Raw genomic sequence first — 20,576 nt, forward strand, 5'->3', positions numbered from 1 at the left:
CAGCGGGCCGGGCAAACCTGCCCCTCCTGCTTAGGCGTATAGCAGACCGACCCCTCGCCTCAAGGCCCTGCGCGCGACGCCGGTTTTCGAAGGCCGGCGCGTTGCGCGCGGGCGCGCCCGCTCCTATGCCGCGCGGGTGGCCGTGGAGGAGCGTGACGCGACGATGACCGACGACGAGGTGCTGGCCGAGTTCCGCGCCGCCGACGCGCTGCTCGAGGGACATTTCATCCTCTCCTCCGGGCTGCGCAGCCCGCGCTATCTCCAGTGCGCGCGCGTGCTGATGGACCCGCGCCGCGGCGCCCGGCTGGCCGAGGCGCTGGCCGCGCGCATCCCCGGCGAGCTGCGGCAGCGGATCAGCGCGGTGGTCTCGCCCGCGATGGGCGGGGTCATCGCGGGGCAGGAGATGGCGCGCGCGCTCGGCGTCGAGGCGATGTTCGTCGAGCGGCCGACCGGCACGTTCGAGCTGCGCCGCGGCTTCCGACTCGCCCCCGGGCAGGAGGTGCTGATGATGGAGGACGTCGTCACCACCGGCCTCTCCAGCCGAGAGGCGATCGCCGCGATCACGGCGGCGGGCGGGCGAGTCGTCGCCGGCGCCGCGCTGGTCGACCGCTCGAACGGCCAGGCCGATATCGGCGTGCCCTTCTTCCCGCTGATCCGGCTGGACGTGCCGACCTACGCGGCCGACTCGCTGCCGCCCGAGCTCGCCGCGATCCCGGCGATCAAGCCGGGCAGCCGGGCGGCCGCGTGATGGCGCCCTCGTCGCCGCTGCGGCTCGGGGTCAACATCGATCACGTCGCGACCGTGCGCAACGCGCGGGGCGGTGTTTTCCCCGACCCGGTCCGCGCCGCGCTGCTGGCGGCCGAGGCGGGCGCGGACGGGATCACCGCGCACCTGCGGGAGGATCGCCGCCACATCACCGACGACGATATCGCGCGGCTGTCCGCGGGCTTGGCGATCCCGCTCAACCTCGAGATGGCGGCGACCCCCGAGATGCTCGCGATCGCGCTGCGCCACCGCCCGCACGCCGCCTGCATCGTCCCCGAGAAGCGCGAGGAGCGCACCACCGAGGGCGGGCTCGACGCCGCGGGGCAGCGCGCCGCGCTGGCGCCGATCGTCGCCGCGCTGCGGGAGGCCGAAGTGCGCGTGTCGCTGTTCATCGAGCCTGACCCGCGCCAGATCGAGGCCGCGCTCCAGCTCGGTGCGCCGGTCGTGGAGCTACACACCGGCCGCTACGCCGAGCTCGAGGGGGCGGCGCGCGCGGGCGAGCTGCGCCGGCTGGCGGACGCCGCGGCGCTGGCGGCGAAGAACGGGATCGAGGTCCACGCGGGCCACGGGCTGACCTACGACAATGTCGCGCCAGTGGCGGCGATCCCGCAGGTGCGCGAGCTCAACATCGGGCACTTCCTGATCGGGGAGGCGATCTTCGTCGGCCTGGACGCGAGCGTCCGCCGCATGCGCGACGCGATGGAGAGCGCGCGATGAGGTGGACGCTAAATCCTCCCCTGCAACGGGAGGGGGACCGCCGCGAAGCGGTGGTGGAGGGGGGGCTCCGCGAGCGAGGCGCTGTATGGCATCCGCAACGGCCGCAAGCACAGCGCCGATACCTTCGCCGACGCTGCGCGATGCCGCGCCCCCCCTCCACCACCCGGCTGCGCCGGGCGGTCCCCCTCCCCGTGCCGGGGAGGATCTTGCCCTTTGTCAGGACCGCATCATGATCGTCGGCCTCGGCTCGGACCTGTGCAACATCGAGCGGATCCAGGCCTCGCTCGACCGCTTCGGCGCGCGGTTCGAGGCGCGCGTGTTCACCGAGGTCGAACGCGCCAAGGCCACCCGGCGCCCGCTCACCCGCGCGGGCACCTATGCCAAGCGCTTCGCCGCCAAGGAGGCCTTCTCCAAGGCGGTCGGCACCGGCTTCAAGGCGGGCGTGTTCATGAAGGACATCGGCGTCGTCAACGCGCGCTCGGGCGCGCCGACGCTGGCGCTGACCGGCGGCGCCAAGGAACGGCTTGACGCGATGATACCCGAGGGCCACGTCGCCCGCGTCCATCTGACGCTGACCGACGATCACCCCTGGGCGCAGGCCTTCGTGATCATCGAGGCGGTGCCGGTCGAGAGCAAGGGAGCGGCGTGACGCCATGGCCGATGAGATCAGCTTGAGCGGCGAGCCCCCGCTGGAGCGCCGCGCCGAGGCGCCGCGCGCGCGCTTCGACTGGTGGGGCGAGGTGAAGGGGCTGGTCGGACTGGTGCTCGCCGTGCTCGGCTTCCACAGCTTCATCGCCAAGCCCTTCTATATCCCGAGCGAGTCGATGCTGCCCGGGCTGATGGTGGGCGACCGGCTGGTCGTCTCCAAATATGCCTATGGCTGGTCGTTCGTCTCGCCGACGATCCCCAACCCGGTCGCGATCGTCGAGGACCTCGTCTTCCACCGCCCGGTCGACGGCTGGTCGGTGCAGCTGCCCTTCCTGCACGGGCGCGTCTGGGGCAAGCTGCCCGAGCGCGGCGACGTCGTCATCGTCACCCCGCCCGGCCAGAGCAGCGACTATATCAAGCGCGTGATCGGCTTGCCCGGCGACACGCTGGCGGTGCGCGGCGGCGTCGTCTTCCTCAACGGCGTGGCGGTGCAGCGCGGCGAGAAACACTATCGCGAGCTGCCGGTCGACGCCAACGCCACCTGCGACCCGGCACAATATCCCGGCGCGCGCGTCGCCCGCGCCGACGGCACGATCGTGTGCCGCCTGCCGATCGTCACCGAGACGCTGCCCAACGGCCGCCGCTACGACACGGTCGATCTCGAGCCCGACAGCCCCGGCGACAATTACGGCCCGATCAAGATCCCGGCCAACCGCGTCTTCCTGATGGGCGACAACCGCGATCGCTCGGCCGACAGCCGCTTCGCGCTCGGCGGGTTCGAGCGCGGGCTGGGCGGCCCGGTGCCGTATGAGAATCTGGGCGGTCGCGCCGAGTTCATCACCTTCTCGGTCGACGGCGCGGCGACGTGGAACCCGCTGACCTGGCCGCACGCACTGCGCGCCGGCCGGGCGGGCACCTCGCTCCATCCCGAGCGCGTCCGTTGAGCGACGCCACCCCGCCGCTCGACCGCCGCGGCGAGCGGGTGAAGGTGACACCAGGCGCGAGCCCGCACGAGGTGCGCGACCCCGCGACGCGTGACGAGATCCGCCGCGCCGCGGTGTGGCTCGGCATGGCCTGCGCGATCGCTTTGGTGGTGCTGCTGGTCCAGCCGCTGCTGATCATCTTCGCTGGCCTGGTCTTCGCCGCTTTGCTCGACGGCGGCGTGCGGCTGCTCGGGCGCGTGCTGCCGATCGGGCGCGGCTGGCGGCTGCTGATCGTCTGCCTGCTGACGATCGCCTTCCTGCTCGGCACCTTCTATCTCGCCGGCGTGCAGATCAGCGAGCAGGTGATGCAGCTGCGCAGCACGGTCGAGACACAGGCGGTGCGGGTCACGAGCTGGCTCAGCGCGCAGGGGCTGATGCCCGGCGCCTCCGACCTGAGCGGCCTGTCGCGCCAGGCGCTCTCCTCGGTCGGACGCGTGACGAGCTGGGTCGGCACCGCGGTGGGGGCGCTCACCACGCTCTTCATGATCATGGTGATCGGGCTGTTCGTGGCGATGGACCCGCGCGTGTACGACCGCGGGCTGCAATGGATGGTGCCCGAGGCGGATCGCACGGAGTTCGCGCTGACCGTCAATCGCATGGGGCAGACGCTGCGGCGGCTGCTGGCAGGGCGGCTGCTCGGCATGGCGTTCGAGGGAGTGCTCACCGCGATCGCGCTGTGGATCGTCGGCGTGCCGATGGCGCTGATCCTCGGCATCCTCACCGGGCTGCTCGCCTTCATCCCCAATATCGGGGCGTTCATCTCGGGCGCGCTGATGGTGGCGGTGGGCTTCTCGGCGGGCGCGCATGTCGGCGTGCTGGCGATCGTCGTCTATGTCGTGGTGCAGACCTTCGACGGCTATGTCGTGATCCCGATGGTGGCGAAGCGCACCGTCGACTTGCCGCCCGCGCTGACGCTGGGCACGCAGATCCTGGCGAGCGCGCTGTTCGGCATCCTCGGGCTCGCGCTGGCCGACCCGATGACCGCGATGGTGAAGACCGCGATGGAGCGCCGCTCCGAGCGGCTCGACGACGATCGTGACGGGGCGCGCGACTCGGCCTGAGCCGCGCCGAGGGCGTCTGATCGCGCGCGGGACAGCGCGGCCGCGGCGCTCGCTGGCGAATGGCTCGACGCGCTGCTAGACGCCGTCGATCCCCGCCAGCGCGCGGGACAGGACCAGAAGATTGCGCGCCGACGAGCCCCTTACCGAGCGAGCCTCCGCCAGCACCGCCGACCGCGCCGCACCCGCGGACGCGCCGCTGGTCGCGCTTCGCCCGGTGCAGACGCTGCGGCGGCGCTGGCCCGCCCTGCTGGGCGCCGCGGTGACGGTGGCGATGATGGTCGGGCTGCTGCACGAGCTGCTCGATCACGGCCTCGCCGGGCTGCGCCGCACCGTGCCCGAGGCGCCCGGTTTCTACGTTTACTTCCTGCTCTCCTATCTCGCGCTGCCGGTGTGCGACTTCGTCATCTTCCGCCGCTTGTGGGGCGTCCCGCCCGGCGCCTTCCTCGCGCTCAACAAGAAGCGGATCGCGAACGACATCCTGATCGGCTACTCGGGCGACGCCTATTTTTATGCCTGGGCGCGCGCGCGGTTGAAGATGGTGGCGGCGCCGTTCGGCGCGGTGAAGGACGTCAGCATCGTCTCGGGCATCGTCGGCAATCTCACCGCGATCCTGCTCGGCGCTGTGGCGCTGCCGCTCGGCTATGAGCTGATCGACCCCGAGCTGGTGCGCACCATGCTGTGGTCGCTCGGTATCGCGCTCGCCGTGCCGGTGGTGGTGGTCGCCTTCTCCAGCCGCGTCTTCTCGCTCTCGCGCGGCGATTTGTGGTTCATCTTCGGCATCGACTGGCTGCGCATCACGCTGACCTGCGTGACCATCGCACTCGCCTGGTCCTATGCCATGCCGAGCGTGTCGATCGGCATGTGGCTGTTCCTGGTGGCGGGGCGCCAGCTGGTCTCGCGTCTGCCGCTCGTGCCCAACAAAGACCTGCTTTTCGCCAATTTCGCGATCCTGGTGATCGGGCATGACCGCACGCTGTCGGACCTCATGGCGTTCACGGGCGCGTCAACCTTGGTGATGCATCTGCTGCTGACGCTTCTATTTGGGGTCGTGTACGTGTGGGAAAGGACGCAGCGATGGCGACATACCGGCGGGGCGTGATGCTCGCCGCGGCGGGAGCGGCATTGGCCGCGACCCCGGGCGCGGCACAGGTGCTCGGCCAGGACGCCGCCGCCTGCGCGCCCGGCGCGCCCGGCCCAGCGATCCTCGCCAGCGTGTCAGGGATCAAGGACCGCAAGGGCACGCTCAAGCTCGAGCTGTATCCCGCCACCGAGGAAGATTTCCTCGCCGGTGACAAGAAGCTGCTGGAGGCGGGCAAGACCTTCCGCCGGATCGACGTGGCGCCGCCCGCGAGCCTCGCGGGGGAGATCTGCATCCGAGTGCCCCGCCCGGGGCGCTACGCTTTGTTCCTCGGCCATGACCGCGACGGCAAGCGCAAGTTCAACTTCTGGAGCGACGGCGCGGGCTTCCCGAGCAACCACAAGATCGGCCGCGCCAAGCCCAAGCTGGTCGACTCGCTGATCGACGTCGGACCCGGCGTCACCCGCGCCACGATCCGGATGCAGTATCTGCGCGGGCTCGGCGGCTTCGGCTTCGCTGACTGAGGGAGGCGCGCGATGCGGATCGTCGACGTCAACGAATTCTACTCGCCCAACGGCGGCGGGGTGCGCTCGTACCTCGACCGCAAGATGGCGATCATGTCCGAACTGGGGCACCAGCAGATCGTGATCGCGCCCGGCAAGGAGGATCGCGTCGAGGAGCGGCCCGGCGGGGCGCTGCTCTATTACGTCAAGTCGCCCGCCATGCCCTTCGACTCCAACTACGGGCTGTTCTGGGACGCGGCGCCGGTGCACGCGCTGCTCGACCAGCTCCAGCCCGACGTGATCGAGAATTGCTCGCCGTGGCGCTCGGCCGCGATCGTCACCTCGTGGCAGGGGCCGGCGATCCGCGCCTGGTTCATGCACAACGACAATATGGAGGCCTATCCCAAGCGCTGGTTCGCCAAGGTCGCCTCCGAGGGCGCGATCGAGCGCGTGTTCGGCTGGTACGACCGCTATATGGCGCGCTGCCTCGCGCCCTTCGACACGGTGGTGACCAACGGCCCGGTGCTGACCGAGCGGCTGCGCGCGCGCGGGCTGCGCGTCGACGCGACGATGACGCTGGGGATCGAGCGCGAGCATTTCTCGCCCGAGCTGCGCAGCCCGGCGCTGCGCGCCGCGATGCTGGCGCAATGCGACCTGCCCGAGGACGCGCACCTGCTGATCGGGATCGGGCGCCACCACGCCGAGAAGCGCTGGCCGATGGTGATCGACGCGGCGCGCCGCGCGGGGACCAAGATCCCGGTCGGGATGATGCTCCTCGGGCTCGGCCCCGACACGCGCACGCTAGAGCGCCATATCGCCGAGAGCCCGCATGTGCGCATGTTCCAGCCGATCTACCACCGCGGCCAGCTCGCCTCGATCATGGCGAGCGCGGATGCCTTCATCCACGGCGGCGACAGCGAGCCGTTCGGCATGGTCGCGTCCGAGGCGCTGGCATCCGGCCTGCCGATGATCGTGCCCGATCGCGGCGGCTCTTCCGCGGTGGCGCGGCCCGCCTTCGCCGAGACCTATCGCAGCGGCGACGCTTATGCCTGCGCCAAGGCGATCGTCGCGCTGTTCACGCGCGACCAGCCGCTGGTGCGTCGCGCCGCCGAGGTCGCGTCCCGCACTGTGCTCAGCGACCGCGAGCATGCGGTGGCGCTGGTCGAGCATTATCGCGGCGTGATCGAGCGCCAGCGCGGTGTCCGGCGGGCCGGATGACTAAGCTACCCGCCTGAATGCGGCGAGGGGCGCCCGGTCACCCGGGAAGCCCCCCGCGCTACTCGGCCGGCGCCGCGCCGACCGCGGGATCAGATCCCGTTGGAAAGATTGGTGTCGGCGTCGTGGGTGCGCATGTCGTCGGCCTTGTTCTCGCCGGTCGCACGCACCGCGTCGGCCTTATTCTCGAGCGCGTCCTCGGCGTTGTCGGTGGTGGCGTTGTCCGCCATCTCCTCGAGATTGTCCGCGACCGCCTCGGCATTGGCCTCGATATTGTCGGCGGCCTGCTCGCGCGGGCTGGAGTTGCACGCGGCGAGCGACACCAGCCCGAAGGCGGCGACGGCGGTGACGAGCTTCTTCATGGCATTCCCCTCTGGTCGATCCGAAGTCGCGGAAAATAATCTCCGACGATTCGGATTGTTCCACTGCCGCACCGGTCGGCCGCCAGCGCGCGGCGGCGTTACTCCCTCTGCGCCGGTCTTTCGCCCCGCGCACGAGGAGCGAGGCCGCCTATGCCGCCGCCTCCACGCGCCCGCCGAGCAGCGCCGCGAGCGCACCCGGCGGCACGGCGGCGGAGAACAGGAAGCCTTGCAGCTCGTTGCAACCGGCATGTTCGAGGAAGGCGCGCTGCTCGCGCGTCTCCACGCCTTCGGCGCTGACCGCCAGCCCCATCGCCTGGCCCAGCCGCACCACCGCCTGGATGATCGCGGCGGCATCGGCGCTCTCGCCCAAGCGCCGGGTGAAGCTCTGGTCGATCTTGATCTTGTCGACCTCGAACTTGCTGAGGTAGCCGAGGCTGGAATAGCCCGTGCCGAAATCGTCGAGCGCGATGCGGAAGCCGGCGTGGCGCAGCGCCGCCAGGGCGTCGCGTACCGCGTCGTCGTCGTCGAGGAGGATGCTCTCGGTCACCTCCAGCTCGATCTGCTGCGGGCGCGCGCCGGCATGGCGCACGATCTCGATCAGTTCCGCCGCGATGCCGCGCGCGCGGCACTGGACCGGTGAGAGGTTGACCGCGATCGACAGCGATGGCCAGGCGCGCGCCACCGCGCACGCGTCGCGCAGCACCCAGGCGCCGAGATCACGGATCAGCCCGGTCTCCTCCGCGATCGGGATGAAGGCGTCGGGCGCGAGCAGGCCGCGCTCCGGGTGGTGCCAGCGCACCAGCGCCTCCAGCCCGATCACGCGGCTCCCGCCGGCGTTCATGCGCGGCTGGTAGTGGACGATCAGCTCGCGCCGCGTCGCGATCGCGCGGCGCAGGTCGTGCTCGATCGCGCGGCGCATCTTGACGCTCTCGTCCATGTCCTCGGTGAAGAAGCGGTGGCCGTCGCGGCCCTCCGCCTTGGCGCGGTACATCGCGATATCGGCCATGCGCATCAGCTCGGAGCGATCACCGCTGCAGCGCGGGTGGCAGGCGATCCCGATGCTGGCGCCGATGAACACGTGCGTGCCGAGGACGGTGAACGGCTCGCGCAGTGCCGCCACCATCACCCCCGCGAGCGCGCCGACGGCGGTCTCGTCGGCGCGCGCGCTGACCAGCACCGCGAACTCGTCGCCGCCGAGCCGCGCCACCAGGTCGCCCGCGTCGACCAGCGCCTGAAGCCGCGCCGCGACCAGCTGGATCAACTGGTCACCGCCGAGATGCCCGAGCGTGTCGTTGACCTGTTTGAAGCGGTCGAGATCGATCAGCAGCACCGCGTGCACCCCCTCGCCGGGCGCGTGCGCGAGCAGCTGGTCGCCCGCGTGATTGAAGGCGGCGCGGTTGGGCAGGCCGGTCAACGTGTCGTGATAGGCGAGGTGGTGCGCCTGCGCCTCCTTGGCCTGGAGCGCGAGATGCGCCGCGTTGAGCTTTGCGAGCGAGCGCGCATCGCTACGCACCAGCTTGAAGACGCTGGCGATCAGCGCGGCGAGCGTGGCCAGCAAGGCGACCAGCGCGGCGAGCGCGCTCGGCGCCATGGTGCGCCATACCGCGGCGCCGGGCCGGTCGGGTCGCCACAGCAGATAGCCGACGCGCTGGCCTCGGCTCGATACCAGAGTCAGCGCCTGCTCGCCTGGCGCGTGGCGCGGCGATCCGCTCAGCCGCGCGCCGGCGACGAGCTGGATGCGCGCCAGTCGCTGGACGAAACTGGTGTCGAGGAAGCGCGCGCTCACTAGCAGCGGGGCGCCGCCACGCGGCGCGGGCGAGCCGGGGTCCTCGGTGATGATCCGCATCACGCTCATGATCGCGGGACGGCCGCCGATCGCGACCAGGTCGGTGGCGTGGACCGCGCGGGGCGAGGTGCGCACGGTCGAGCCGGCGGGCAGCGCGCGCCCGGGTAGCCGCTCGTGCGGATTGGGCGAGGCGCGCGCCTCGCCGCGCACCGCGCGGACCAGCGGCGTAGCGGCGCCGGCAAGCGCGGCATAGTCGGCGGAGGCGCGGCGCACGCCGTCGCGCATCAGATAGACCGGGTGTCCGTCGCCGGCGAGGATCGCGTCGGCATCGTGCGCGAAGACATAGCTGAGCCACACGCCGACATTCTCGTCGACCCAGGTCCAGTCGGGCGCGGCCTTGCACAGCTCGAGCACCAGCGGCGTCCAGATCCCGACCCCGGACTGGCTCTGCGCCAGCTCGTCGAGCGCGGCGTCGACCGCGAGCCGCACCTCGCGCTCCTGCCGCTCGATCGAGACGCGATCCGCCTGCGCCGCGGCCGAGCGCAACGCCGACACGGCGAAGCCGGTGAGGCCGAGCGCGAGCAGCAACACGGGCGCGACCACCGCGGCGATGAAGCGCGGACCGAATCGAGCGGACGAGGGACGATCGCGTGAAGGCACTGCGCAACTCCTCGCCGTCTCTTACGGCTCGGCCCTCGACAAACCGTTAACGCATGTCAGGGGGTCAGGACTAAGAAGCTGGTTTTTCGACCAGTTTGACGTGCTCGGCGTGAGTATGACGGGCGGGAACGGTGCGGTGTTTCGGCTGGTTGAAAAAGAATAGCGGGGGAACACGAATGAACACGGGCGCGCGGTTGACGACACTCACTCGGCTGGGCTTCGCGGTGCGCGGTGCGCTGTACATCGTCATCGCGCTGCTGATCCTGCGGACCGGTCGCGCGGAGGATCCCGCCGGCGCTTTGGCCTATCTGGGTGAAGGAGGCGGGCGGCTGTTGCTCGTCCTGATGGCGGCCGGGCTGCTCGGCTACGGCATCTGGCGCCTCGCCGACGCGGTGCTCGACATCGAGCGGCATGGCAGCGATCGCAAGGGCGCGCTCGAGCGGGTCGGCGCGGCGGCGAGCGGCGCGGTTCACCTGTTCCTCACCTGGCAGGCGGCACGGCTGATCCAGGGTGTCGCGCGCGCGGGCGACGGGGCCGAGCAGGGCGCGCGCACCGCGCTGGCGCTGCCCGGGGGCGGCGCGCTGGTGATATTGGGTGGTGCGCTGCTCGCCGCGGTCGGCGCGGTGCAGCTGGCGAAGGCGGTCAAGGGGAGCTTCCTGCGCTACCTCGATCCCGCGGTGGCGTCGAAGCCCTGGGCGCGCTGGAGCGGGCGTGCGGGCTATGCCGCGCGCGGTGCGGTATTCCTGATCAGCGCCTGGTTCCTCGTGCGCGCCGGCATCGAGGCACGCGCCAGCGCGGCGGCCGGGATGGGGGAGGTGCTCGCCTGGCTCGAGCAGCCGTTCGACGTGGTGGTGGCGCTCGGGCTATTCGCCTTCGGGCTGTTCGGCCTCATCGAGGCGCGCTTCCGCCGCCTCCACGACGTGCCCGTCGACGGGCTGATGCGCCGCGCCACGGCGCGGTGAGCCGCCCTCGATCGTGCGCGCGCCGGGGCGCTCAGCCCAGCGTGCGCAGCGTCGCGTCGAGCAGGTCGACGCCGCGCCGCGCACGCGCCAGCTGGGCCTCCAGCTCGCGCTCATAGGCGGCGAGCTCGGCGATCGAGCGGCGGTCGTGCAGCATGGTCGCGACGCGGCGGACGCGGCGCAGCTCGCGGTCCAGCAGCGCGCCGGCCGCGAACGCGTCAATCATGGAAGAGGCGGGGGCAAGCGCGGGCACGTCGGTCTCTCGCATCGGGGAGCGTCAGCCCTACCCTGCGGATGATGCATGCGGATGGCGCTTTGTTGCAGCTTTGTCGCGCGATTGTCGCAGCCGACCCGTTGCGGCGATCCGCGGCGCCCGCCATCATGCGCATCACGGGGCTGGGGCGGCGGAGGTCAGACGATGGAGACGATCGGGCGCGACCTGCGCGAGATGCAGCGCGTGCCGCTCCACCCCGAGCATGTCGCCGCTATCCGCTCCGCCGGGGCCGAGCGCCACTACGCCGCGGGTGCCTACCTGGTCCAGCCCGGCGACCCGGTCGAGCGCTTCGTCTACGTCGAGGACGGCGAGATCGAGGTGGTCAACAGCTTCACGGGTGAGCGCCACCTGCCCTCCACGCTGGGGCCGACCCAGTTCATGGCCGAGATCTCCTTCCTCAGCGGCGGCAGCTGGTCGATGGCGATGCGCGCCGCGCGCGACACGCGCGTGGTGGAGGTGCCGCGCGCGCGCATGCTCGAGCTGATGGCACACGTGCCCGAGATGTCGGACATCATCATCACCGTGCTGGCGGCGCGGCGCCGGCGCCAGCTCGAGTCGCATGACAGTTCGCTGGTGCTGCTCGGCGAGGAGCAGGATCGCGGCGTGCGCCGCGTCGCCGACTTCGCCGCGCGCAACCGCATCCCCTACACCAGCCACGCGCTCGGCACCGCGGACGCGGCGACGGTGGCGACGAGCTGCGCGGTCGACGCGAATCGCCCGGCGGTGATCTTCGGGCGCGACCGCGTGGTGGCGGATCCCACGCCCGAGAAGGTGGCCAAACTGCTCGGGCTCAGCCGCGAGTTCGTCGACGACGAGGCGGTCGACGTGCTGGTGGTCGGCGCGGGGCCGGCCGGCACCGCGGCGGGAGTCTATGCCGGCGCCGAGGGGCTGGGCGCCTTGGTGGTCGAGGACACCGCGATCGGCGGGCAGGCGGGGACGTCGAGCCGGATCGAAAATTACATGGGCTTTCCCACCGGAATCTCGGGCGCGGACCTGGTGTGGCGCGGCGAGGTGCAGGCGATGAAGTTCGGCACGCGCTTCGCCATGCCGCTCCGCGTCGCCGCGCTCGACCGGCTCGACGACGGCCAGTTCTGTGCCACCTTCGACAACGGTCAGCGCGTCCGCGCGCGCGCGGTGGTGGTGGCGACCGGGGTGCAATACCGTCGGCTGCCGATCGAGCGGCTCGGCGACTTCGAGGGCAGCGGCATCTATTATGCGGCCACTGAGAACGAGGCGCGCTTCTGCCGCGACGCCGAGGCGATCGTGATCGGTGGGGGTAATTCGGCGGGGCAGGCGGCGATGTACCTCAGCCGCGTCGCGCGGCACGTGCGGCTGCTGGTGCGCGGGCGCTCGCTCGCCACCTCCATGTCCAACTATCTCACCAGCCGGCTCGAAGCGGACCCCGCGATCTCGATCGACTATGGCGCCGAGCTGGTTGCGGTCCACGGCGGCGATGCGCTGGAAGCCGTGACGATCCGGCAGGACGGCGCCGAGCGCATGGTCGACACCTGTGCCACCTTCGTGATGGTGGGCGCGGCGCCCAACACCGGATGGCTCGAGAATCTGGTCGCGCTCGACGACAAGGGATTCGTGCTGACCGGGCGCGCGGCGGGAGGCGCGAGCTCCTACGCCACCTCCTGCCCCGGCGTTTATGCGGTGGGAGACGTGCGCGCGGGATCGGTCAAGCGCGTCGCGTCCTCGGTGGGGGAAGGGTCAGTGGTGATCTCGCAACTGTGGTCGTATCTCAACGAGTGAGAGAGCGCGGTGCTCGCGAGCTTGTGCCCCGGCGACGGCCGGGGCCCACGTGGGAAGGTTTTCGTGAAACTCACTGTCATCGCCCCCTGGGCCCCGGCCTACGCCGGGGCCCAGGAGGTGGGGCCATCGCGCTATGACACCAACCCACTCACCCCGCGGCGCCTTCGCCCGGCAGGCAGGCGCGGAGCTGCTCGACGTGGTCGCCGCCGTCACTCCGGGTGAGCACCGAGAGCGCGCGGCAGGTGCGCGCGCCGTCGGGCTCGGCCGCCCCCGCGACGACGAAGCCGTGCGCGCCGCCGGGCTGTTGCCAATCGGTCATCTCACCGCTGCGCAGCGCCGCTGCCACCGCCGCGGCGCGCGAGCTTGCGCCGTCCGGCGGCACCTCGGCCGCCGGTGCCGCGGCGGCGGGCGCGCTCGACGTCGGCGCGGGTGAGGCTCGGTCGGCGGTGCGGGCGACCGATATCGCGCGCGGCGCCGCCGCGACGACGCGCTCGGGCACCGGCACGCTCACCGAATAACTCGCGCGCGGCGGGAGCTTCGTCGCGGCGACCGCGAGCCCGCCGACGCTGGTCGCGGCCGCGGCGGCGAGCAGCGCCGGCCATAGCCGTCGGCGCGGTCGGGCCAACGCGGGAAGCGTAGTCGGCAGCCTCGTCAGCGCGACCTCGCGCGTGATGCGCAGCGGTCCCAGCTCGATCGTGGTGCGCCGTACCAGCCCGAGCATCGTCGTCGGCGCGGTTCGCCTGTCTGTCTCGCGTGCCATCGCACCACCATCGCGCGCGCGCGATGCGCTGGCAAGCCGCGGCTCAGCCGCGCCGCGCGCGATAGCCCTTGTACCACTCGACCCACTTGGGGATGCCGACCGCGATCGGCGTGGTGGGGCGGAAGCCGAGGTCGTCGCGGATCGCGGTCAGATCGGCGTAGGTCGCGGGTACGTCGCCGGGCTGCATGCCCTTGTCGACCCGGATCGCCTTCTGCCCGCACGCCGCCTCGATCAGCGTGATCAAGGTCTCGAGCTCCTCGGCCTTGTTGTTGCCGATGTTGTAGAGGCGGTGCGGCGAGACGCTGCCGCCCGCTTTCACCTGGCCGTCGTCGGCGGGCGGGTGGTCCAGCGCGGCGACGATCCCGGTGACGATGTCGTCGATATAGGTGAAGTCACGCCGCATGTTGCCGCCGTTATAGACCTCGATCGGCTGGCCGGAGAGGATCTTGTCGGTGAAGCCCCACACCGCCATGTCGGGCCGGCCCCACGGCCCGTAGACGGTGAAGAAGCGCAGCCCGGTCTGCGGGATGCGGTACAGATGCGCGTAGGTCTCGCTCATCAGCTCGTCCGCCTTCTTGGTGGCGGCGTAGAGCGAGATCGGGAAGTCGACGCGTTGCTCGACGCGGAACGGCAGGTCGGGGCTGGTGCCGTAGACCGAGGAGGAGGAAGCGTAGACCATCTGCTCGACGCGCCGCGCGCGCGCCAGCTCGAGCATGTTGACGTGACCGGCGAGGTTGGACGCGACATAGGCGCGCGGGTTGCTCAGCGAGTAGCGCACGCCCGCCTGCGCGCCGAGATGGACGATGCGCTCGATCGCGGTGCCGCCGAGCGCGGCGTCGATCGCTTCATGGTCGCTGAAGTCGAGCTGGTGGAAGGTGAAGCGCTCGGCGCCGCCGTCCGCGGTGATCGCCTCGAGCCGGTCGCGCTTGAGCTGCACCGGGTTGTAGTCGTTGAGATTGTCGATCCCGACCACGGTGTCGCCGCGCGCGAGCAGCCGGCGCGTGACATGGCTGCCGATGAAGCCGGCGACGCCGGTGACCAGAACCTGCATGATCGTCCCCCAAACCCTGTAGACGCTTTTCCCGATAATCGGGCGGGGAGCAACTGCTCGGGAGGGGAGCGCAAAAGGGAGGACCGGACCGGCGCGCGCCGACCCGGTCCTCCCTTCCCGCCTCGGCCGGGCCGGCTCACACGAAGTGGAAACCGGTGTCGGTCCTGAGCAGGTGCGCCATGTCGAGCCCCTCGAGCAGGACCGAGCTGCCCGAGTCGATGGTCACGAGCACGCCGTCGTGATCCTGCGCCACCGTCGCGACCTTGCCGCCCTTCAGCAGCCCGGCGAGATCGAGCGTGTCGCCCGCGCCGAAGTCGGTGATCGTGGCATGACCGGCCTTGGTGAAGACGAATTTGTCGTTGCCGCCGCCGCCGGTGAGGATGTCGTCGCCGCCCATGCCGTTGAGCACGTTGTTGCCGCTGTTGCCGATCAGCGTGTTGGCCTGGCTGTTGCCGGTGGCGTTGATGTTGGCGGTGCCGGTCAGCGCCAGCGTCTCGACGAAGGTGCCCGCGAGATTGTAGCTCACCGAGGCGTAGACGGTGTCGTTGCCCTGCGCCTTGCCCTGCAACTCCACCACCTTGTCGCCGACATTGTCGACATAATAGATGTCGTCACCGGCGCCGCCGGTCATCACGTCGGCACCACCGCGACCGTCCAGCACGTTGTTGCCGGCGTTGCCGAACAGCGAGTCGGCGCCGTCGCTGCCGAAGCCCGAGAGATCGGCCTTGCCGGTGAGGCGCAGCGTCTCGACGTTGGTGCCGGCGAGGTCGAAATTGACCGAGGCGTAGACGGTGTCGTTCCCCTCGCCGGCATTCTCGACGACCTGGTCGCCGACGTGATCGACGTAGTAGGTGTCGTTGCCGAGCCCGCCGACCATCAGGTCGGCGCCCGCCTTGCCGTCGAGCACGTTATTGCCCGCGTTGCCGTACAGGGCATTGTCCTGGCTGTTGCCGGTGGCGGTGAGGTCGGCGATGCCGGTGAGGTGGAGCGACTCGACGAAGGTGCCGGCGAGATTGTAGCTCACCGAGGCGTAGATCGTGTCGTCGCCCTCGTACTGCGCCTCGATCACCTTGTCGCCGACGTTGTCGACGTAATAGGTGTCGTTGCCGAGCCCGCCCGCCATCGTGTCGGCGCCGGCGCGGCCGTCGATCACGTTGTTCCCGTCATTGCCCGTGATCTTGTCGACGCCCGCGCTGCCATAGGCCTTCAGGTCGGCGGTGCCGGTGAGGCGCAGCGCCTCGACGTTGAGCCCCGCCATGTCGAAGTCGATCGACGCCTCGACGGTGTCATAGCCCTCGCCGGCTTTCTCGATCACCTTGTCGCCGACATTGTCGACGCGGTAGGTGTCATCCCCGGTGCCGCCGGTCATCTTGTCGGCGCCGGTGCCGCCGTCGAGCAGGTCGTTGCCCGCGCCGCCGTTGAGCACGTCATCGCCGGCGCGGCCGTGCAGGAAATCGTTGCCCGCGCCGCCCGAGAGCGTGTCGTTGCCGGCATGGCCGATCAGCATGTCGACGCCGCTGCCGCCGCTGCGGTTCACCACCGTCGTGTCGTTGGCGAAGGGGTCGATGCCCTGGCCGAAGATCGCCTGGAACACCTTGCCCGCGTTCGGATACTGGCCGTCGGAGAGGCGGCCCTTGAAGTCGGCGTTCGAGTTCCAGTAATTCTGGTAGGTGATGTTGTGGTCCTCGAACCACTGTGCCGCCATCTCGATGAAGGCGCCCGACGTGTCCGAGTTGACGCCCCACTCGCCGATCGCGGTGGGCTTGCCGTGTGCGTCGGCGAAATCCTGCTGCCACTGCAGGCCGTAGGGCTGATTGACGAAATAGTTGAACGCCGCGACCGGGTCCTTGGGATCCCACTGCGTGTTATAGTAGAAGTCGAGTCCGATCACGTCGACGTACTTGTCGCCCGGGTAGACCGAAGCGACGTCCATGCCCTGGCTGCCGATGTTGGGCGTCCACTCGAACACGAACTTGTCCGAGACCGAGCGGAAGGTGTCGACGAACTGCTGGAACGCGCCGACATAGGCCTTCTCGTGGCCGTTGGCGGACCAGGGGAACCAGCCGTTGCCGTTCATTTCCCAGCCCAGCCGGATATGGATCTTGTCGTCGTCGGCGCCGATCGCCGCCATATCCTTGGCGAGCGTGCGATAATTGTTGTTGTACTGGCCCTTCGCCGCATTCTCCAGGGTCGCGCCCCAAGGGATGAGGCCGATCGACCATTTGATATCGACGTCGGCCCCGGCGACCTGCTGCGCGATCCACTTCGGCGACTCGTTGAAGTCCCACCAGCTGCCGAAGCCGCCGACCAGCTGGATCGCGTCGAGATGGCTGTTCAGCCAGGCCGCGTTCTGCGTGACCGAGTTCATGCTATTGTCGATGTAAACGGAGTTCTGCATTGTCGTCGCCCAATCCAGAGGTGATCTGATGGAGCGGCTATTACGGGACGAGCATGGAAAGCTTCGTCACCGAACGAGGTTAAATGGAATTTACTAGTGAACGAACGTCAATCTTTTTCGGCTCTGCTTCGTGACATGAGCGCAATGGTGCGTGCTGATCCAGGTGGTGGATGCCCCGCCCAGCGAAGCTGCTGCCCAAGCCGAGCTACCGCGCCGGCAAGCCGATCTATGCCGCCAGCGCTCACCCCGCGCGCTAGCCCTCGCCGCTCGCGTGACCAGGACCGTATGACCGATCTCACCATCCTCTACGAGCACCCGCAGTGGTTCCGCCCGCTGTTCGCCGCGCTCGATCGTCGCGGCATCGGCTATGACGCGGTCCACGCCGACGGCCTCGCCTTCGACCCCGCCGGCGCGGCGCCCTCGCCGCTGGTGTTCAACCGGATCGCGATGTCGAGCTTCCTGCGCGCGGCCGAGCATCCGATCTTCCACGCCGCGGCGGCGCTGGCGCACTGGGAGTCGCGCGGCGCGCGCGTGCTCAACGGCGCCGGCGCGCTGGCGATCGACTCGTCCAAGGCGCGCCAACTCTCGCTGATCGCCGGGCTGGGGCTTGCCATTCCCGCCACGCGTGTCGTGCACCGCGCCGCCGACCTGCCGGCCGCCGCGGCGGATCTGCGCTTCCCGATCGTGGTCAAAGCGAACATCGGCGGCTCCGGCGCCGGGATCGCGCGCTACGACGATGCCGAAGCGCTCGCCGCCGCGGTGGCGGAGGGCAGTGTGCCCGACAGCATCGACCGGGTGCTGCTCGCGCAGGAATATGCGCCGTTGCGCGGCGGCACGATCACGCGCGTCGAGACGCTCGGCGGGCGCTATCTCTACGCCATCGCGGTCGACGGCGGCGGCGGCTTCGACCTGTGCCCCGCGGACGCCTGCGCGGTTCCCGGCCGCCCGAGCGTGACGATGACGCGCGTCGAGCCCGACGCCGCCACGATCGCCGCGGCCGAGGCGATCGTACAGCGTGCGGGCATCGACGTCGGCGGGGTCGAGCTGCTGGTCGACGACCGCGACGGGACGTCGCGCTTCTACGACATCAACGCGCTCTCCAACTTCGTCGCCGACCCGCTCACCGTGCTGGGCTGGGACCCGCACGAGCGGCTGGTCGACTGGCTGGCCGAGCGGCTGCTAGAGGCACGCGCGTGAGATACGGTTATTGGACTCCCGTCTTCGGCGGCTGGCTGCGCAACGTACCCGACGAGGATATGGCCGCGACCTGGGAATATACGCGCGATCTCACCCGGAACGCCGAGCGCTGGGGCTATGACCTCACCTTGATCGCCGAGCTCAACCTCAACGACATCAAGGGCATCGACCAGCCCGCGCTCGACGCCTGGTCGACCGCCGCGGCGCTGGCGGCGCTGACCGAGACGATCGAGCTGATGGTCGCGGTCCGCCCCAACTTCCATCACCCGGCGCTGTTCGCGAAAGCGGCGGCGAACATCGACCGGATCGCGGGCGGGCGGCTCGCGCTCAACGTCGTGTCGAGCTGGTGGGCCGACGAGGCGCGGCAGTACGGCCTCCAGTTCGACCAGCACGACGACCGCTACGCGCGCACCAGCGAGTGGCTGCGCGTGGTCGACGGGCTGTGGACCGAGGAGCGCTTCAGCTTTGCGGGCGACTTCTACCGCACCGAGGAGGCGATCTGCGCGCCCAAGCCGCTCAAGCGCCCGATCGTCTATGCCGGCGGCGAGAGCGAGAAGGCCAAGGCAATGATCGCGGCGCAGTGCGACGCCTATGTCATGCACGGCGACCCCGCCGCCGCGATCGCGCCCAAGATCGCGGACATGCGCGCGCGCCGCGCGGCCGCGGGCGGCCCGCCGATGCAGTACGGCATGGCGGCCTATGCGATCGTGCGCGACAGCGAGGCCGAGGCCAAGCGCGAGCTGGAGCGGATCACCAACGTCGCCGAGCTGCCCGCGGGCTACGCCAATTTCGACCAGTGGCTGTCGGGCACGCAGCTGGAACGCGAGCTCAAGCTGCAGGAATATGCGGTATCCAACCGCGGTTTGCGCCCTAACTTGGTCGGCACGCCCGAGCAGCTCAAGGAGCGGATCGCCGAATATGAGGCGGCCGGGCTCGACCTGCTGCTGCTCCAGATGAGCCCGCAGGCGGAGGAGATGGAGCGTTTCGCCGCGCAGGTGATGGGCACCGCATGATCGCGCTGGAGCGTGTCTCCAAGACCTTCCCCGACGGCACGCTCGCGCTCGACGAGGTGACGCTGGAGGTGCCGCGCGGCTCGGTGTTCGGCGTGATCGGTCGCTCGGGCGCGGGCAAGTCGACGCTCCTGCGGCTGCTCAACGGGCTGGAGCGCGCGAGCGCGGGCGAGGTGCGCGTCGACGGCGCGGCTCTGTCGACGCTCGACGCCGCCGGGCTGCGCGCATTGCGGCGGCGCGTCGGCATGATCTTCCAGTCGTTCGGGCTGCTCGCCAACCGCACCGTCGCGGGCAACGTCGCGCTCCCGCTCGCGCTCGCCGGCGTGCCCCGTGCCGAGCAGGACGGGCGTGTCGCCGCGCTGCTCGCGCGCGTCGGGCTGGCGGACAAGGCCGGCGTCTATCCGGCGCGGCTCTCGGGCGGGCAGCGCCAGCGCGTCGGCATCGCGCGCGCGCTCGCCACCCGGCCCGACATCCTGCTGTGCGACGAGGCGACCAGCGCGCTCGATCCCGAGACGACACGCTCGGTGCTGGCGCTGCTGGGCGAGCTCAACCGCGAGCTCGGGCTGACGATCGTGCTGATCACGCACGAGCTCTCGGTGGTGCGCGCGATCTGCGACCATGTTGCGGTGATCGACCGCGGTCGCGTGGTGGAGAGCGGCGCGACCGAGGCGGTGCTCGGCGACGCGCGCCACGCCGCCACGCTGGCGCTGCTGGGCGAGGCGGCGTGAGCGGCTGGTTCGGCAACGTGGTGTGGGGCGACATCGCGGTCGCGACGCGTGACACGCTGGTGATGCTCGGCGCCTCGCTCGCGCTGACGATCGTGCTTGGCGTGCCGCTCGGCGTGCTGCTGTTCCTCACCGATCGCGGCCAGCTGGCCGAGCGGCGCTGGCTCAACCGCGCCGCCGGCGTGGTGGTCAACGTGCTGCGCTCGATCCCCTTCGTGATCCTGCTGATCGTGATGATCCCGCTGACCTTGCTGCTGGTCGGCACCTCGCTCGGCGTCGCCGGCGCGATCCCGCCGCTGGTGGTCGGCGCGGCGCCCTTCTACGCGCGGCTGGTCGAGCAGGCGCTGCGCGACATCCCGCGCGCCACCATCGAGGCGGCGCAGGCGATGGGGGCGACGCGCTGGCAGATCGTCACGCGCGCGCTGCTGCCCGAGGCGCTGCCCGGGCTCGTCTCGGGCGCGACCGTCACCGCGGTGGCGCTGGTCTCGTTCACCGCGATGGCGGGGGTGGTCGGCGCCGGCGGGCTCGGCGATCTCGCGATCCGCTACGGCTATCAGCGCTTCCAGACCGACGTGATGCTCGTCACCGTCGCGCTGCTGGTGGCGCTGGTGCAGCTTCTCCAATGGGGCGGCGACGCGCTGGCGCGCCGGCTCGACCACCGCTGAGGAC

General features: G+C 70.7%; 20 protein-coding genes. 14 read left to right on the forward strand and 6 right to left on the reverse strand.

Features of this window, described 5'->3' with window-relative positions; all coding sequences use genetic code 11:
• Window positions 1–163 precede the first annotated feature (163 nt).
• The 8 genes from pyrE (at window position 164) to FHY03_RS11575 (ending at window position 6,973) form a co-directional block, all read left to right on the forward strand.
• A complete protein-coding gene (pyrE, locus tag FHY03_RS11540) occupies window positions 164–748 on the forward strand; it encodes an orotate phosphoribosyltransferase (protein ID WP_183922137.1) in 585 nt (194 codons plus the stop codon).
• Window positions 748–1,482 (forward strand): pyridoxine 5'-phosphate synthase, encoded by a 735-nt coding sequence (locus tag FHY03_RS11545; protein WP_183930867.1) that lies wholly within the window; start codon window positions 748–750, stop codon window positions 1,480–1,482. Before pyrE ends, FHY03_RS11545 begins: the two co-directional genes overlap by 1 nt.
• Before the next feature lie 229 nt (window positions 1,483–1,711).
• On the forward strand, window positions 1,712–2,131 hold the full coding sequence (gene acpS, locus FHY03_RS11550) for a holo-ACP synthase (protein WP_183930869.1): 420 nt from the start codon (window positions 1,712–1,714) through the stop codon (window positions 2,129–2,131).
• 4 nt (window positions 2,132–2,135) lie between these two features.
• Window positions 2,136–3,074 carry a signal peptidase I gene (gene lepB / locus FHY03_RS11555; RefSeq protein ID WP_183930871.1) on the forward strand — a complete coding sequence of 313 codons (939 nt, stop codon included), beginning with the start codon at window positions 2,136–2,138 and terminating at the stop codon, window positions 3,072–3,074.
• Window positions 3,075–3,112: 38 nt separating this feature from the next.
• Window positions 3,113–4,174 carry an AI-2E family transporter gene (locus FHY03_RS11560; RefSeq protein WP_311721635.1) on the forward strand — a complete coding sequence of 354 codons (1,062 nt, stop codon included), beginning with the start codon at window positions 3,113–3,115 and terminating at the stop codon, window positions 4,172–4,174.
• Window positions 4,175–4,295: 121 nt separating this feature from the next.
• On the forward strand, window positions 4,296–5,273 hold the full coding sequence (locus FHY03_RS11565) for a hypothetical protein (RefSeq protein WP_260158885.1): 978 nt from the start codon (window positions 4,296–4,298) through the stop codon (window positions 5,271–5,273).
• Window positions 5,249–5,776: a DUF2141 domain-containing protein gene (locus FHY03_RS11570; RefSeq protein ID WP_183930873.1), complete on the forward strand. Its 528-nt coding sequence runs from the start codon at window positions 5,249–5,251 to the stop codon at window positions 5,774–5,776. Before FHY03_RS11565 ends, FHY03_RS11570 begins: the two co-directional genes overlap by 25 nt.
• Window positions 5,777–5,788: 12 nt before the next feature.
• Window positions 5,789–6,973, forward strand: coding sequence for a glycosyltransferase (locus FHY03_RS11575; RefSeq protein ID WP_183922127.1), 1,185 nt, complete (start codon window positions 5,789–5,791; stop codon window positions 6,971–6,973).
• Window positions 6,974–7,062: 89 nt separating this feature from the next.
• Here the strand turns inward: FHY03_RS11575 and FHY03_RS11580 are convergent, their stop codons facing one another.
• Entirely contained in the window at window positions 7,063–7,332 is a 270-nt protein-coding gene (locus FHY03_RS11580; RefSeq protein WP_183922125.1) for a hypothetical protein, read from the reverse strand.
• 148 nt (window positions 7,333–7,480) lie between these two features.
• On the reverse strand, window positions 7,481–9,778 hold the full coding sequence (locus FHY03_RS11585; RefSeq protein ID WP_183930875.1) for an EAL domain-containing protein: 2,298 nt from the start codon (window positions 9,776–9,778) through the stop codon (window positions 7,481–7,483).
• A 194-nt stretch (window positions 9,779–9,972) separates the two neighbouring features.
• Between FHY03_RS11585 and FHY03_RS11590 the strand changes: the two genes are divergently transcribed.
• Window positions 9,973–10,740, forward strand: coding sequence for a DUF1206 domain-containing protein (locus FHY03_RS11590; protein ID WP_183930877.1), 768 nt, complete (start codon window positions 9,973–9,975; stop codon window positions 10,738–10,740).
• Between the two features lie 31 nt (window positions 10,741–10,771).
• Here the strand turns inward: FHY03_RS11590 and FHY03_RS11595 are convergent, their stop codons facing one another.
• The gene (locus FHY03_RS11595; protein WP_183930879.1) at window positions 10,772–10,963 is read right to left on the reverse strand and encodes a hypothetical protein; all 192 of its coding nucleotides are present in this window, start codon (window positions 10,961–10,963) and stop codon (window positions 10,772–10,774) included.
• Between the two features lie 192 nt (window positions 10,964–11,155).
• On the opposite strand from FHY03_RS11595, the gene FHY03_RS11600 reads away from it, so the two are divergent.
• Window positions 11,156–12,766, forward strand: coding sequence for a cyclic nucleotide-binding domain-containing thioredoxin-disulfide reductase (locus FHY03_RS11600; RefSeq protein ID WP_183922116.1), 1,611 nt, complete (start codon window positions 11,156–11,158; stop codon window positions 12,764–12,766).
• Between the two features lie 148 nt (window positions 12,767–12,914).
• Here the strand turns inward: FHY03_RS11600 and FHY03_RS11605 are convergent, their stop codons facing one another.
• The 3 genes from FHY03_RS11605 to FHY03_RS21340 all read right to left on the reverse strand — a co-directional run bounded on the left by FHY03_RS11605 (window position 12,915) and on the right by FHY03_RS21340 (window position 16,945).
• A complete protein-coding gene (locus tag FHY03_RS11605; RefSeq protein ID WP_183930881.1) occupies window positions 12,915–13,526 on the reverse strand; it encodes a hypothetical protein in 612 nt (203 codons plus the stop codon).
• 43 nt (window positions 13,527–13,569) lie between these two features.
• Entirely contained in the window at window positions 13,570–14,577 is a 1,008-nt protein-coding gene (locus tag FHY03_RS11610) for an NAD-dependent epimerase/dehydratase family protein (RefSeq protein ID WP_183922112.1), read from the reverse strand.
• Between the two features lie 136 nt (window positions 14,578–14,713).
• Window positions 14,714–16,945 carry a glycosyl hydrolase gene (locus FHY03_RS21340; protein ID WP_183930883.1) on the reverse strand — a complete coding sequence of 744 codons (2,232 nt, stop codon included), beginning with the start codon at window positions 16,943–16,945 and terminating at the stop codon, window positions 14,714–14,716.
• A 315-nt stretch (window positions 16,946–17,260) separates the two neighbouring features.
• On the opposite strand from FHY03_RS21340, the gene FHY03_RS11620 reads away from it, so the two are divergent.
• Genes FHY03_RS11620 through FHY03_RS11635 form a run of 4 tightly spaced genes read left to right on the forward strand, consistent with a single transcriptional unit; the run spans window position 17,261 to window position 20,572 of the window.
• Window positions 17,261–18,172: a RimK family alpha-L-glutamate ligase gene (locus FHY03_RS11620; protein ID WP_183930885.1), complete on the forward strand. Its 912-nt coding sequence runs from the start codon at window positions 17,261–17,263 to the stop codon at window positions 18,170–18,172.
• Window positions 18,169–19,185, forward strand: a complete 1,017-nt coding sequence (locus FHY03_RS11625; RefSeq protein WP_183930887.1) for an LLM class flavin-dependent oxidoreductase — start codon at window positions 18,169–18,171, stop codon at window positions 19,183–19,185. The genes FHY03_RS11620 and FHY03_RS11625 overlap by 4 nt, the downstream gene beginning before the upstream one ends.
• Window positions 19,182–19,910 carry an ATP-binding cassette domain-containing protein gene (locus FHY03_RS11630; RefSeq protein WP_183930889.1) on the forward strand — a complete coding sequence of 243 codons (729 nt, stop codon included), beginning with the start codon at window positions 19,182–19,184 and terminating at the stop codon, window positions 19,908–19,910. The genes FHY03_RS11625 and FHY03_RS11630 overlap by 4 nt, the downstream gene beginning before the upstream one ends.
• A complete protein-coding gene (locus tag FHY03_RS11635; RefSeq protein ID WP_183922091.1) occupies window positions 19,907–20,572 on the forward strand; it encodes a methionine ABC transporter permease in 666 nt (221 codons plus the stop codon). The genes FHY03_RS11630 and FHY03_RS11635 overlap by 4 nt, the downstream gene beginning before the upstream one ends.
• Window positions 20,573–20,576: the final 4 nt, after the last annotated feature.

This window comes from Sphingomonas sp. BK345 (genome assembly GCF_014193845.1).
GTDB lineage: Bacteria > Pseudomonadota > Alphaproteobacteria > Sphingomonadales > Sphingomonadaceae > Sphingomonas.